The sequence below is a fragment of the Dellaglioa sp. CoH-57-MRSF-18 genome (assembly GCF_056781995.1).
The window spans coordinates 304,096-317,354 of sequence record NZ_JBXAXX010000001.1; the positions used below are offsets into that span (position 1 = coordinate 304,096).

Annotated in this window: 15 protein-coding genes and 1 tRNA gene; 6 read left to right on the forward strand and 10 right to left on the reverse strand. The window is 33.1% G+C overall.

From position 1 onward, the window contains the following. Positions 1–66 precede the first annotated feature (66 nt). Positions 67–139 (forward strand) — tRNA-Ala (locus tag AC1RPG_RS01380). An 80-nt stretch (positions 140–219) separates the two neighbouring features. Here AC1RPG_RS01380 and AC1RPG_RS01385 read toward each other — a convergent pair. Both AC1RPG_RS01385 and AC1RPG_RS01390 read right to left on the reverse strand, forming a co-directional pair. After that, a complete protein-coding gene (locus AC1RPG_RS01385) occupies positions 220–540 on the reverse strand; it encodes an ArsR/SmtB family transcription factor (protein WP_481761072.1) in 321 nt (106 codons plus the stop codon). 10 nt (positions 541–550) lie between these two features. After that, complete coding sequence (locus AC1RPG_RS01390; RefSeq protein ID WP_481761073.1) at positions 551–1,150, reverse strand: cadmium resistance transporter; 600 nt, start codon at positions 1,148–1,150, stop codon at positions 551–553. 169 nt (positions 1,151–1,319) lie between these two features. Here AC1RPG_RS01390 and AC1RPG_RS01395 point away from each other — a divergent pair, with 169 nt between their 5' ends. Both AC1RPG_RS01395 and AC1RPG_RS01400 read left to right on the forward strand, forming a co-directional pair. Next, positions 1,320–2,330: a YdcF family protein gene (locus AC1RPG_RS01395; protein ID WP_481761074.1), complete on the forward strand. Its 1,011-nt coding sequence runs from the start codon at positions 1,320–1,322 to the stop codon at positions 2,328–2,330. Positions 2,331–2,541: 211 nt separating this feature from the next. Then, positions 2,542–2,763, forward strand: coding sequence for a hypothetical protein (locus AC1RPG_RS01400; protein WP_409021835.1), 222 nt, complete (start codon positions 2,542–2,544; stop codon positions 2,761–2,763). On the opposite strand, the gene AC1RPG_RS01405 is transcribed toward AC1RPG_RS01400, so the two are convergent. After that, a complete protein-coding gene (locus AC1RPG_RS01405) occupies positions 2,758–3,069 on the reverse strand; it encodes a helix-turn-helix domain-containing protein (RefSeq protein WP_481761075.1) in 312 nt (103 codons plus the stop codon). The genes AC1RPG_RS01400 and AC1RPG_RS01405 overlap by 6 nt on opposite strands. 381 nt (positions 3,070–3,450) lie before the next feature. Between AC1RPG_RS01405 and AC1RPG_RS01410 the strand changes: the two genes are divergently transcribed. Both AC1RPG_RS01410 and AC1RPG_RS01415 read left to right on the forward strand, forming a co-directional pair. Continuing rightward, positions 3,451–4,989, forward strand: coding sequence for a zinc ribbon domain-containing protein (locus tag AC1RPG_RS01410; protein ID WP_481761076.1), 1,539 nt, complete (start codon positions 3,451–3,453; stop codon positions 4,987–4,989). Between the two features lie 18 nt (positions 4,990–5,007). Then, entirely contained in the window at positions 5,008–5,853 is an 846-nt protein-coding gene (locus AC1RPG_RS01415; RefSeq protein WP_481761077.1) for a DUF6574 domain-containing protein, read from the forward strand. Between the two features lie 85 nt (positions 5,854–5,938). On the opposite strand, the gene mnmG is transcribed toward AC1RPG_RS01415, so the two are convergent. The 4 genes from mnmG to jag all read right to left on the reverse strand — a co-directional run bounded on the left by mnmG (position 5,939) and on the right by jag (position 10,680). Next, positions 5,939–7,849 (reverse strand): tRNA uridine-5-carboxymethylaminomethyl(34) synthesis enzyme MnmG, encoded by a 1,911-nt coding sequence (gene mnmG / locus AC1RPG_RS01420; protein ID WP_481761078.1) that lies wholly within the window; start codon positions 7,847–7,849, stop codon positions 5,939–5,941. A gap of 24 nt (positions 7,850–7,873) precedes the next feature. Further along, complete coding sequence (gene mnmE, locus AC1RPG_RS01425) at positions 7,874–9,262, reverse strand: tRNA uridine-5-carboxymethylaminomethyl(34) synthesis GTPase MnmE (protein WP_481761079.1); 1,389 nt, start codon at positions 9,260–9,262, stop codon at positions 7,874–7,876. A 207-nt stretch (positions 9,263–9,469) separates the two neighbouring features. Beyond that, a complete protein-coding gene (locus AC1RPG_RS01430; RefSeq protein ID WP_481761080.1) occupies positions 9,470–9,922 on the reverse strand; it encodes a MarR family winged helix-turn-helix transcriptional regulator in 453 nt (150 codons plus the stop codon). A 26-nt stretch (positions 9,923–9,948) separates the two neighbouring features. Then, a complete protein-coding gene (gene jag, locus AC1RPG_RS01435) occupies positions 9,949–10,680 on the reverse strand; it encodes an RNA-binding cell elongation regulator Jag/EloR (protein WP_481762399.1) in 732 nt (243 codons plus the stop codon). 162 nt (positions 10,681–10,842) lie between these two features. Here jag and AC1RPG_RS01440 point away from each other — a divergent pair, with 162 nt between their 5' ends. Further along, positions 10,843–11,697 (forward strand): aldo/keto reductase, encoded by an 855-nt coding sequence (locus AC1RPG_RS01440; RefSeq protein ID WP_481761083.1) that lies wholly within the window; start codon positions 10,843–10,845, stop codon positions 11,695–11,697. A 58-nt stretch (positions 11,698–11,755) separates the two neighbouring features. Here AC1RPG_RS01440 and AC1RPG_RS01445 read toward each other — a convergent pair whose 3' ends face one another. The 3 genes from AC1RPG_RS01445 to rnpA form a co-directional block, all read right to left on the reverse strand. Next, positions 11,756–11,953 (reverse strand): PspC domain-containing protein, encoded by a 198-nt coding sequence (locus AC1RPG_RS01445; RefSeq protein ID WP_409021843.1) that lies wholly within the window; start codon positions 11,951–11,953, stop codon positions 11,756–11,758. Between the two features lie 86 nt (positions 11,954–12,039). Then, positions 12,040–12,879 (reverse strand): membrane protein insertase YidC, encoded by an 840-nt coding sequence (yidC, locus tag AC1RPG_RS01450; protein ID WP_481761084.1) that lies wholly within the window; start codon positions 12,877–12,879, stop codon positions 12,040–12,042. Positions 12,880–12,901: 22 nt separating this feature from the next. After that, entirely contained in the window at positions 12,902–13,240 is a 339-nt protein-coding gene (gene rnpA, locus AC1RPG_RS01455) for a ribonuclease P protein component (protein ID WP_409021846.1), read from the reverse strand. Positions 13,241–13,259 lie beyond the last annotated feature (19 nt).

The window sequence follows — 13,259 nt, forward strand, 5'->3', positions numbered from 1 at the left end:
AATACATAGAAGCAAAACTAACTTTTTCTTTTAATTTTGGCTATTTGGTGTATTATAAAGCTATTCGGGCCCTTAGCTCAGTTGGGAGAGCGTCTGCTCCGCAAGTAGAAGGTCGACGGTTCAAATCCGTTAGGGTCCATAGTAACCACTACAGATTTTAAAAATCAAAAAAGAGATTAACTTCAATTTGAAGTTAATCTCTTTTTCTTACGTTTCTATTTAATAAGGTTTTCCATTTGCAACGTGTTTTGCATGTTGCAACAGCGCTGTCATAGTTTCAATAATATGCGGATCGTCAATTTGATAGTACATTAACTTTCCTTCTCGTCTCTGACTAATTATTTGATGCGTTTTTAATAAACTTAATTGATGAGATAAGTTTGTTTGTTCAACATTAAGTATCTTTGATAATTCAGTTACATTATATTCATGTTGTTCCAATAAATAGATTAATTGTAATCTTATTCGATTATTCAATAGCTTAGTTATCATAATTGATTCATCAAGTTCACTTTTTGGAATTTCATTGTACGGTTGCATTATTTTCCTCCTACATAAAGTGCTGAATAGTACCACTTTCTAATAATATATATAGACCTAAGAAAACATAAACAATTAGAGTGATTAAATTACCAAAATTTTGAAAAAATTCTTGGATTTTAGGTAAATTAGTAATCATTTTACTCAACCATGTAATGATACATAAGAATATAAAAAATAGCATCAGTACAATAGGTACATCCCTAATAGATAATGTCGTGAAAAATGGGACGTAGATAGCAAGATTATCTGGTCCACAAGTTGCAATAGTAATCATAATTACATTTAAAATTATGCCTTGACCCGGTTTTCCTAATTTCTCCCGGACCTCATTACCCTCATCTTCATCACTAAAATACATTTTTATACCCATTATAATCGGAATAAGTCCCAAAAATCCTAAGATCCATTCTTCAGGAATCAGTTTTAACCAAAAGGCAGCAATCAAACTAACTGCTATAAGCGTCCCACTACCAAGTAGCTCTCCTATAAATATTAATTTTTCTTCATGTTTATTTTTATACTTAGCAAAAATAATAATTAGAATTAAAAGATAATCGATATTTGTTGAAATGAATGCGAGTACAGTTGAACCTAATAGTGTGACCATTATAGCATCTCCTCTATATGATATATTATTCATATGATATTTTGTTCATGTGAATAATATATCATATGTTAACGTCCATGTAAACGGTTAAATATAAATTTATTAGTACCTTATTTATTCAAAAATATGCTAGAATTAGTTTATTATCTATTACTTCGGAGGAATTCATATGGACTATCTAATACTGTTACTACCTATTTTATTGTTAGCTATTTGGTATATCAGCTTTCACAAAGAACCACGTCAATTAATTAATGGATTTCTGTTCAATATATTTGTCATTTCTTTAATAGGTGTACTCGCTACTTCCCCTATCAATTTTATGAAAAATAGCGCTGTTTTTATTATCATTGTTGGCGCTATAGGTTTGATATTACTTTCAATTGCAACTATTCCATTTTTATTAATTAATACTGGACTAGTCTTTAAACGTGAAAGTTATTCATTAGCTAACATGCTTGGACTACTACTTGCTATTGTTCTTATCATTCGCTGGTTTGTGACACCTTTAATCAGTACGTGGCCTTGGTATCTTCAATTACCATTTAATTTTGCTTCGTTGACTGGCTTATATCTTATGTTCGCTTTTTTAAATTTCTTGTCTGTTAGTATTTTATATAGCTTACGACGTCCAAAATATGATCAAGACTACATCATTGTACTAGGTGCAGGTTTAATCAACGGTTATAAAGTTAGTAAACTACTTGCCAACAGAATCAAACGTGCTACCAATTTTGCGGACAAACAAATACTATTAGGCGGTAAACGCCCGATTATTATTTTTTCAGGTGGGCAAGGTAATGATGAGTCTATTTCAGAAGCACAGGCAATGCAAAAATGGGCCATCGACAGTGGTTATCCAGAAGAATTTACATTACTAGAAGACAAATCAACAACGACTTTTGAAAATATGCGTTTCTCAAAAAAAATAATTGATCTTGATCATAGAGGGGATCATATTTTATTCAGTTCAAATAACTACCATATCTTTCGTGCTGCAATATTTGCACGAATGGTTGGTGTAAATGCTCAAGGCATTGGCGGGAAAACGCCATGGTATTTTTTACCTAATGCGTTCTTGCGTGAATTCATTGCTATCATAATGCTTCATAAAAATCGTCATTTTATAGTTATTTTGTTGCTCCTTTTACTGTCTATTTTTCAACAGCTTTTTAAATAATTATTACTTCAATACTTACTTAAATTAATTAATCTACTTAAAAGGATAAACCTTTAATTTATGTCATATTGACAAAACTCAGTACTATCGTTAGAATTAATTTTTATTAATATCAGTCTTATAAATTAACTATTTTTGTTGTAATCTAAGCATTAGCTAATAAAAGCTAATGCTTTTTTTATACAGTTTTTTAGTAAGGGAGATTTTATTTATGAATGGGATAGATATACACGATAATTTGAAGGTATTACAAGATTTAAAATTTTTAATTTATGACTTTAGTAACCATAGGATTGATTTTCACAATTTTGATATTTTAACTTTAGATTTACCTACCAAACAAATTGATTTAGTCTCAGCCTATCAAGCACAAAAAATTGACCACACTATTGAAGAAATAGCATGGTCAATCATTAATGATAATCATTTATAAACGGATTACTTTAAGCAATAATTCAGCTGTCGCTTCTCTTTTTTCTTTGGGTAAAGAAGCAAGATAATTAATCAAATCCAGCGTTGCAACACCTTTTAAATTTTGATTAGTAAAGAAGTCAGCTAACGTCATATCCAGCGCTTCAGCAATATCTGATAATTTTTTTATTTTAATATTATCTAACTTACCTCGCTCTATCAAAGAAATTAAACTAACAGAAGATTTTGATTTTTCAGCCAGTTGCTCAATGGTCATATTCAATAATTTTCGTTTAGCACGAATTAAAATTCCTATTTTTTTAAGCATATTAAACTCCTAATCAGAAAGGTTCTCTTTATGGTAAAGGTTTTTAAAACAATCAAACAGATTATAGCTTATCTTTTTTTAATATATATATATATACAAAAACCTTTTAAGCTGATAAAATAACTTAAGTTTCGTTTAAGGTTTGTCTTTATTCGTTGATTTAGTAATTTAAATCTAAGGAGGCCACGGGGGGTATTACTAATTCTGCATCTAACAACCTAAAAAAATACATAAGTACCAATGATTAAAATCCTATTTTATGCGATTGAGTTAGCCATTATTTTATAAACTAAAACTCGCTATGTATACACTAGATTTGGTAACTTTTAGTTAAGTAGTCAAAGTTAATCATATTATTAAGGTAGTTAAAAAGGAGATCCAATGATTAAAAAAGAACAAATCTATTATGCGCCTTCAGATGATTTATCTGGGAGTACGACAAAAAAATTCTGTCCTAATTGTGGAAGTGAAGTTCCTAAGGATGGTAATTTCTGTCCTAATTGTAATTTTGATTTACGTGTTAATTCAGTTGCGTCACAGCAACCTGTTACGCCGGTTCAACCAACACAACAACAAATGCCACCTACACAAACACGAACTGCAAATCCTAAATTACCCATCTCAGGTAAAACAAAATTCATCAGAATTTTGATTGGTATTATCGCTCTTATTATTGTTGTTGGCTACTATGCTGGAACAAAATATTACTCAAAAGAAAATCAAATTGAACGAATTACAGATGCATTAAAAACCGATAAAAACATGGAAGCTTATTTTTCAACATCGGATACGGCATTAAAAATTACTGATGAGTCTATGAAACCTGCATCAGATGCATGGGGTAGTACAGACTCTCTTAAAACTTTTAAAAACGAATTAACCAATGGAGCAAGCACTTCAACACATTTTCATTTAAAAGAAAATGGTAAACATTGGTTATTATTCCCTAAATATACGGCTGACTTTTCAACCGTTTCCGTTAACTTATCAACGAATAGCTCTGGGGCTGTTATCAAGATGAATGATAAAAAAGTTGCTACAGCTGACTCTGATAATTACAGTAAAACAATCTCAAATCTAGTTCCCGGTAACTACACAATAGAAGCAGCTGGCTCTATTGATGGTACTAAACTAAATAATAAATCGACTGAGACGCTCACTAGTTCAACTTCTAACGTCAATTTAGATTTAAGTACACTTACTTTTAGAATTAAAAGTATCGCAAATGCTGATATCTATGTTAATTCTAAAAAAGTTGGTACAACTGATGATGATGGTTCTGCAACAATTGGCCCTATTGCCTCTTCTGGAAACAATCGATTGCAGCTTAAAGAAAAGGTCGGAGACAACACTCTCGTTACCAGTGAATACCAAATTTCAGGTAGCGATGATGATAACGACGTAACTTTAAATAATACAGATGAAAATGGCTTTCAAGATAGTTCTAGTAGCAATTTATTCAATATTAATTTTCCTAATATGTTAACTCTAGATGATGCAGAAAGTTATATAGACAATTTATTTACCCAAATTGATGACTACACTATCGATGGTGATGACTCTAATGAGGATTCAAATGATAGTTATGGCTCAATAGGCAGTTTCTTTGTTAATGGCTCAAGCAATGCAGATGCCAAGGCATGGGTGACTATTGCTAAAAATTATCATGATGATGATGCAATCAGTAGTGTCTCTTATGACGCTAAAGTATTATCAGTAACACCGACAGATAAAAATAAATTTGATGTCGCTTATGATGTTACTTATACGTTCGATTTCACTGATAGTGACGATAATTATTCAACTAAAACACAAGTATTTAGATATACTGCTAAAGTTAATTATTCTAATAACGATGACTTCTTAATCAAGTCAATTACACCCGCTAAAAAAATTAGTGAAAAAATTGAAGACAACTAAACTTTGGAGGAAATAATCATGAAAACATGCCCAAACTGTAGTTCACAACAACCAGAAAATGTAAAATTTTGTACAAACTGTGGATTTGCCTTTTCCATTAAACCAGCCCAAGAAACGGCCGCAACACAATCACAAAACGTACAAGAACCAACAAAATTCCAACAACAATACACGCAACAACAAGATACTAAAGCTCAAAATGAGAATATTGAACAAGCTAAAACATTCGCATCAAATTATTGGTCTTATTTCTTAAATGCCATTAAACATCCCACAATTTTAGAAAATGGTCATAAATATTTCGGCTTTACGACAATTATTTTATTCGCCATATTTAATGATATTTTTGTAAAATTAATAATGGATAATGTTGCTAAATCTGTTAATTCAAGTCTATTTTCAGGACTCTTTAACACTCAAAGTACCTATGCGCCAACAATTGACAGTAGTGTCTACGCAAAATTATTTTTCTTAACACTACTAGCTTTTGCCTTTTACATACTAATTGGATTTTTTGTTCGTAATGTTGTTTTAGGCGATAAGAGTGATACCTTACTTTCATTTACAAATCGCTTTACACACTACCTCATGATCAATCTTGTATTAGCTGTCCTTAGTATGCTTTTCATGCTACTTGGAATGAGAGGCCTTGCTGTATTCATGTATGCTTTAATGGCCCTTATCATGAGTATTGCTTTCATTTTATCGATGATTATTGATACAAATCCACTTAAAATAGATAAACTTTACGGCGTTGTCATTGGACAACTTCTATTAGCTTTAGTTTTCATGATTGTTATGTCAGTATTTGCTGTCAGTTTAGCAGCCAACATAGCTTCAATCATCTCTGCAGCTGGATTTTAAGTTTATTGCTTAACCTAATTATAAAAAGTTAAAAAGGCACCAATCAAGTATACTTGATTGGTGCCTTTTCTGCATTTCTGTACTATTAATTATTAACTTTAGCAATCTTACCCTGTTCAATATAAACAGCAAGAATTGATAAATCAGCAGGATTCACACCACTAATACGACTAGCTTGAGCTAATGTTTCTGGTTGAATCTTAATGAATTTTTGACGCGCTTCCGTCGCAATTCCTTCAATAGAATCGTAATCAATATTTGTTGGAATTTTTTTAGCTTCCATACGTTTTAACTTCGCAACTTTTTCTTGTGCTTTTTTAATATAGCCTTCGTACTTAAATTGGATTTCTACTTGTTCAATAATTCTATGGTCTAATTCATGGTCAGGACCTGGAATAAACTTCTCAATGTCTGCGTAAGTTACCTCAGGGCGACGTAAAAATTCATTAGCCAACACGCCATCTTTCAAAGCGGCACTATTATGTTCTGCTAAGAATGCATTCACATCTTCAGTAGGTTTAATACGGAATGATTGTAATCTAGCTTTTTCGGCTTCAATTTCAGCTTTTTTAGCTTTAAAAATAGCTAATCTCTTTTCAGAAATTAAACCAATATCATATCCTTTTTCAGTTAAACGTAAATCAGCGTTATCATGACGTAAGATTAAGCGATATTCAGCACGAGATGTTAATAGACGATAAGGTTCGTTTGTCCCTTTTGTTACTAAATCATCAATCATAACACCGATATAAGCGTCACTTCGATTTAACGTAAAATCTTCGCGGCCTAAAGCACGTAACCCAGCGTTAATTCCTGCCATTATTCCTTGTCCAGCAGCTTCTTCATATCCAGAAGTCCCGTTTGTTTGACCAGCGGTATATAAATTCTTCACTAATTTAGTTTCAAGCGTTGGTCGTAATTGATAAGGAGCCACGACATCATATTCAATCGCATAACCCGGACGCATTAATTCAGCGTTTTCAAGGCCCTTAATTGAATGAATAATATCTTGTTGGACTTCTTCCGGCATTGACGTAGAAAGGCCCTGAACGTAAAATTCGTCCGTTGAACGGCCTTCTGGTTCTAAGAAGAGCTGATGACGAGGTTTATCAGAGAAACGAACAATTTTATCTTCAATAGATGGACAGTAACGTGGACCCACACCTTTAATAATTCCTGAGAACATAGGTGCACGATCAAGGTTAGCATTAATAATCTCATGCGTTTTCAAGTTGGTATACGTTAACCAACAAGATAATTGATTTTTAACATCAATATAATCTTCATCAGGTGTTTCAAAACTAAAGTGGTTAGGTTCAACATCCCCTGGTTGTTCATCAGTCACACTGTAATCAATTGTATTCCCATCAACACGAGGTGGTGTTCCAGTTTTAAAACGTTCTAAATCAAATCCAAGAGCTTCAAGATTTTCAGATAATTTAATTGCAGGTTGTGAATTATTAGGACCTGATGAATAACTCAATTCGCCAATAATAATCTTACCGCGAGCAGCCGTTCCAACTGTTAAAACAACACTTTTAGAACGGTATTTTGCCCCAGTATTTGTTACAACACCATGACATTCGCCATCTTCAACAATTAAACTATCGACTGTTCCTTGACGTAACGTTAGGTTTTCTTCTTTTTCCATTGTATGTTTCATTTCACTTGAATAAAGATGTTTATCAGCTTGTGCCCGTAATGCTCTAACAGCTGGACCTTTACCAGTATTTAACATACGCATTTGTACATAAGTTTTATCGATGTTACGACCCATTTCGCCACCTAAGGCATCAATTTCACGTACAACAATTCCTTTAGCTGGACCACCAATTGAAGGATTACATGGCATAAAAGCAACCATGTCTAAACTAATTGTGATAAGTAATGTTTTATTACCCATTCGTGCAGCAGCGAGTGCTGCTTCTGAACCAGCATGTCCAGCACCAACCACAATTACATCATAATCTGGGCCGTCATAAGTTTTAATGTCCATTTATATTCTCCTATTTACTAACAATTATTTACCTAAACAGAATTGACTAAATAATTCTGTGAGTAATTCATCTTTGTAGCTATCACCAGTGATTTCACCAAGTAATTCCCAACTTCTAGTCATGTCAATTTGAACTAAATCGATTGGCATACCGGAAGCAATCCCAGTGATCACATCATCTAAAGCAGTCTCAGCTTGATTTAACAAGCCAATATGACGAGAATTAGTAATCATAACTGTTGTTTGGCTATTTTCAATTCCACCAAAGAATAAGTTAGCAATTTTTTCTTCAAGTTGCTTCACACCTTCATGATTTAAGACAGAAATAGAAATAATTTCCGTTGGATCAACCATACTTTCTAATTCTTTACGATCTAGATTTTCTGGTAAATCTGTTTTATTTAAGATAACAATTCGTTTATCATTCTGTGTTAATTTAATGAGCTGCTTATCTTCAGCAGACAAAGGTTCATTGCTATTCAAAACAAGCATGACTAAATCAGCTTGAACAATCGCTTCTTTCGAACGTTCAACCCCAATTTTTTCAACCTTATCTTCTGTATCACGAATACCGGCAGTGTCTACCAATTTCAAAGGTACACCCATAACGTTAACGTATTCTTCAATCACATCACGCGTTGTTCCAGCAACATCAGTTACAATGGCTTTATCTTCATGTAATAAGTGATTCAAAAGACTTGATTTACCAACATTAGGTCGACCAATTATGGCAGTAGCTAATCCTTCACGTAATACTTTACCTTGTTGCGCTGTTTGTAGTAATTCTTGAACATATTGCTTAACATCACGTGCTTTTTCAAGCAATAATTTAGTCGTCATTTCTTCACCAGCATCGTATTCTGGATAATCAATATTAACTTCAACTAATGCCAAAACATCTACGATATCTTTACGTAAATTGCGGATTAGACGTGCTAAATTACCATCTAACTGATTTAGTGCAACTTTCATTGAGCGATCTGTTTTAGCACGAATTAAATCCATAACAGCCTCAGCTTGAGATAAATCAATTCGACCATTTAAGAATGCTCGTTTTGTAAATTCACCAGGTTCAGCTAAGCGTGCCCCATTACTTAATAATAATTGTAAAATTTGATTCGTTGGTACAATACCACCATGACAGTTAATTTCAATCACATCTTCACGTGTAAATGTTTTAGGTGCTAACATAACTGAGACCATGACCTCATCGACTTCTTCATCCGTTTTAGGATTTAAAATATGTCCGTAGTTAATGGTATGACTATCAACGTTACCTAAATTTTTCCCTTTAAATACATTATTAGCAATTTGAACGGCATCCTCACCACTTAATCGAACAATTGAAATGGCACCTTCACCAGGTGGTGTTGATATAGCGGCAATTGTATCAAATTCTGTTAATTCTGGCATATCTTTAAATACTCCCTTCAAGTGCTCTATTAGCAGTTAATTAATCATATTCTTTAAATTTTTTCAAACAAAAAAAGGGCCCACTCCACGCCCTAAAAGGACGTGGATAAAGCACCTTCACTACTTTATCTAATATTAAGTTCAATGCCAATAATATACTTTTTTTACCGACATTTGTCAACAAGTCTGTTTGATGATTCTAATTCACTAACCACGAATACCGCGATTTTCTAATTTATTAGTAATCACTTTTAATTCATTAACATAACCAAGATATTCTTCTTCAGTCATATCAAATGAAGTAAAACAATTCGACATTTGTTTCATAATTCTATGTTTACTTCTTTTAGCTTTTCCAGTCAATGAGACATTCACACGGCGTTCATCCTCAGGATCTCTAGTCCGAAGAATCCAATCATCCTTTTCCATACGTTTTAAAAGTGGTGTTAATGTTCCGTTATCTAGATGTAACTTCGCACCAAGTTCCTTCACCATAACAGGTGACGTTTCCCACAATGAAAGTAACGTAATATATTGCGGATACGTTAAGCTAAATTCCTTCAGTGATTCTGTATAAAATTTATTGTAATCTTTTTGTGCTGTGTAAATAGCAAAACATAGTTCATCTTCTAATTTTTCTGGATCATGTTTTAAAGCCATGGGTGGGGACTCCCTTCTATTACTGACTATTTTTTATTTTTAGGCGCTACAATTACTGAGCGCTTAGGTTCTGTTCCAATCGATGTTGTTTTGATTCGGTTATTTCGTGCTAAATAAAAATGAATTTGCTTACGTTCGTTAGCAGGCATCGGGTCTAATTGTACCGTCTCACCCGTTCTAATAACATCCTTGGCCACTTTAATTGCAAGGCGCTCAATCGTTTCTTCGCGACGTTTACGGTAGCCACCAACATCTAGAATAACATTCATTCTGCTAACTGCTTTTTGATTCATATTAACTTGTGCTAAATATTGCAAAGCATTTAAACTTTTACCGTGTTTACCAATTAATAATCCTTGTTTACTCGTATTAAAATCATATGTTACCTGACGGCGCTCAAATTGAACATTAATTTCTGTATCAATACCCATTAATTCTGTAATGTCGGCCAAATAATAACCAACATCATGAACTGCTTTTTCATTAAGTTGACTTCTAGCAGCTTTTTCTGCTGCTGTTAGAGGCTTTGATGTAACACTATCTTTTTTTTCATCAATAATTTTCTTGCTTACTGGTTTTTCTGTTATTTTTTTTTCAATTAATTCAACTTCTGCCTTTTTGCGGCCAAAAAATAAAAATCCAGACTTACCTTCATTGATTATTTTAATTTCAATCTGTGTTTTTTCAAGCTTTAATGCAGCCAAACCGTTACTCACAGCTTGATCAACATTTTTTCCAGTAAATATGGGCATGTTCATCCTCCAAATATAATTATCATCGTTATATTATAGCACTAATTGACCCCTTATCTATACCCTTTTTCAGAACGATTTTTTTGAAAAGTTCTTTCATTTGACAAAATCTATAGGACTCAGCCTATAATGAAAATACTAAATATAAAAACTCGGAGGATTAATTCTATGAATAAATTAACAGACACATATGAATTAGCAAATGGTGTCAAAATTCCTGTTGTTGGTTTTGGTACTTGGCAAACACCAAGTGGTGATGTTGCTAAAGCATCTGTAAAATCAGCATTAGCTTCTGGTTACATACATTTAGATACTGCTGAAATGTACCACAATGAAAGTAGTGTTGGAGAAGGTATTGCCGAAAGCGGTGTTGCTCGTGAAGATATCTTTTTAACAAGTAAATTAGCTAATACAGCTCATACGTACGATGAAACACAAACAGCATTTGCACGAACATTAAAAGATTTAGGTGTTGATTACCTTGATTTATTCTTGATTCACTGGCCAAATCCTGCTGCTTATCGTGAAGATAATTGGGAAAGTCATCTTCAAGAAACATGGCGTGCATTTGAAGATCTTTATAATGAAGGTAAAATTAAAGCCATTGGTGTTTCTAACTTCCGTCCTCGTCATTTTAAAATTTTGGAAGAAACACAAACAATTACACCAATGATTAATCAAATTAGATTAGCTCCTGGTGATACTCCCAAAGAGACAATTGATTATTGTCACAAGCATAATATTCAATTAGAAGCTTATAGCCCATTAGGAACTGGTGCTATCTTTACGGAACCAACAATGGTTAAAATTGCTAATCGTATTGGTCGCAGTGTTGCACAAGTTACCTTACGTTGGTCATTACAAAATGGATTCTTACCACTTCCCAAATCTGTTCATGCTGACAGAATTGAAGAAAATACTCATTTATTTGATTTTGAATTATCTGATGAAGACATGGCAGAAATCAACTCTCTAGATGGTGTTGTTGGTCATGCTCAAGATCCAGATACAGCAACTTTCTAAAATGTTTCACGTGAAACAAAAATGCGTAACCAGATATATTCTGGTTACGCATTTTTAGTTATCTATAGTTTGATGATGCATTTGGCATGACTATTGCACATATGATGTAAACAATAATACCAGGGAATGCTGCACTCAGGACACTTAAAAGAACGTACCCTATTCTTGTTAATGTTGGGTCCCAGTTAAAAAATTCAGCAATACCACCGACAACACCAGCAATAATTCTATTATTAGATTTTGTTAATTTTCTCAATTTTAATCCTCCTCTTGTTAACCTTTTATGTAATTATATCCAAAATAAAAAACCAAAGCCACTAAATGGACTTTGGTTTTCAAAAATTACTTTTTGTTACGGCCCTTATAAGCTTTCTTTTTCGCTTTTTTAATAGCCTGTACTTTTTCTTTTTCAAGACGTACTTTTTCTTCACGTTCACGTGTAATTTTAAATGGATTATTAATTAACAATGTTTGTCCAACTGAGAATGCATTGGTAATAACCCAATATAATGACAAGGCTGATGGTAAGTTAACAGCTGTCACAAGAATCATTATTGGTGTACCATAAACCATCATCGTTGACATTGAGTTTGCTTCAGGTTGGGACATAACACCCAACTTAGAAACAAAGTAAGTTAAGATTGCAGCAAAAATTGGTAAGATGAAGTACGGATCTTTATCACCAAGCTGTAACCATAAAAATTCACCCGTCTTCAAAACGTTCGTTCTCAAAATAGCTTGATAAAGAGCTAATAAAATCGGCATCTGTACTAATAATGGTAAACATCCAGCAACAGGATTAATGCCTGCTTCTGCATATAATTTCTGTTGTTCTTCACGTAATTTTTGAACAGTTGCAGCATCTTTACCAGAATGCTTAGCTTGAAGTGCCTTCAATTGAGGTTGAACTTCAGCTGTTTTACGCATACTTTTTGTTTGATAAATCATTAATGGTAATAAAATAACCCTAATGATTATGGTAAAGATGATAATACCAACACCATAGTTCCCACCAAATAATTTTGAAAGGAAAATAATAGCCCTAGAGAAACTGAGGATGATACCGCCATCCCAAATTCCTGTACTATTTTCCGTTATTGGTGTTGTACTACATCCCGCTAGGACTAACATTAACCCCAACATACTTAATAGGACTAAAAATCGCTTACTCTTCTTTTTCACAAGAATACCCTCGCTCACTTTATTAGTCTAAAATTTTAGCTATTTTTAAAACATGTGTTAATTGTTTCTTGGATTCCTCTTGCGACAACCAAGCAACAGATGGTCTAGCAATAACCAAAAAATCGCAATCTTGTTTAAGATCTGGTTTCAATTCTAACAACGATTGACGAATACGGCGTTTAACCCAATTACGAGCAACAGCATTCCCAATACGTTTTCCAACTGAAATTCCAACTCTAAAATGAGCTTGTTCTGGTTTTTCCATCATATATATAACATACTTTCGGTTCGCACAAGATTGACCTTTTTTAAAAACTGTTTGGAACTCTGCTTCTTTTTTAACGCGATATGATTTTCTCATGTAATATCTCCAGTTAAAT

Excerpts from the sequence above, each read along its gene's own strand:
- AC1RPG_RS01390 (WP_481761073.1), bottom strand. The coding sequence starts at position 1,150 with ATGGTCACACTATTAGGTTCAACTGTACTCGCATTCATTTCAACAAAT.
- rnpA (WP_409021846.1), bottom strand. The coding sequence starts at position 13,240 with ATGAGAAAATCATATCGCGTTAAAAAAGAAGCAGAGTTCCAAACAGTT.
- AC1RPG_RS01400 (WP_409021835.1), top strand. The coding sequence starts at position 2,542 with ATGAATGGGATAGATATACACGATAATTTGAAGGTATTACAAGATTTA.
- AC1RPG_RS01405 (WP_481761075.1), bottom strand. The coding sequence starts at position 3,069 with ATGCTTAAAAAAATAGGAATTTTAATTCGTGCTAAACGAAAATTATTG.
- AC1RPG_RS01415 (WP_481761077.1), top strand. The coding sequence starts at position 5,008 with ATGAAAACATGCCCAAACTGTAGTTCACAACAACCAGAAAATGTAAAA.
- mnmG (WP_481761078.1), bottom strand. The coding sequence starts at position 7,849 with ATGGACATTAAAACTTATGACGGCCCAGATTATGATGTAATTGTGGTT.
- AC1RPG_RS01430 (WP_481761080.1), bottom strand. The coding sequence starts at position 9,922 with ATGGCTTTAAAACATGATCCAGAAAAATTAGAAGATGAACTATGTTTT.
- AC1RPG_RS01385 (WP_481761072.1), bottom strand. The coding sequence starts at position 540 with ATGCAACCGTACAATGAAATTCCAAAAAGTGAACTTGATGAATCAATT.
- AC1RPG_RS01440 (WP_481761083.1), top strand. The coding sequence starts at position 10,843 with ATGAATAAATTAACAGACACATATGAATTAGCAAATGGTGTCAAAATT.
- AC1RPG_RS01395 (WP_481761074.1), top strand. The coding sequence starts at position 1,320 with ATGGACTATCTAATACTGTTACTACCTATTTTATTGTTAGCTATTTGG.
- jag (WP_481762399.1), bottom strand. The coding sequence starts at position 10,680 with ATGAACATGCCCATATTTACTGGAAAAAATGTTGATCAAGCTGTGAGT.
- mnmE (WP_481761079.1), bottom strand. The coding sequence starts at position 9,262 with ATGCCAGAATTAACAGAATTTGATACAATTGCCGCTATATCAACACCA.
- AC1RPG_RS01410 (WP_481761076.1), top strand. The coding sequence starts at position 3,451 with ATGATTAAAAAAGAACAAATCTATTATGCGCCTTCAGATGATTTATCT.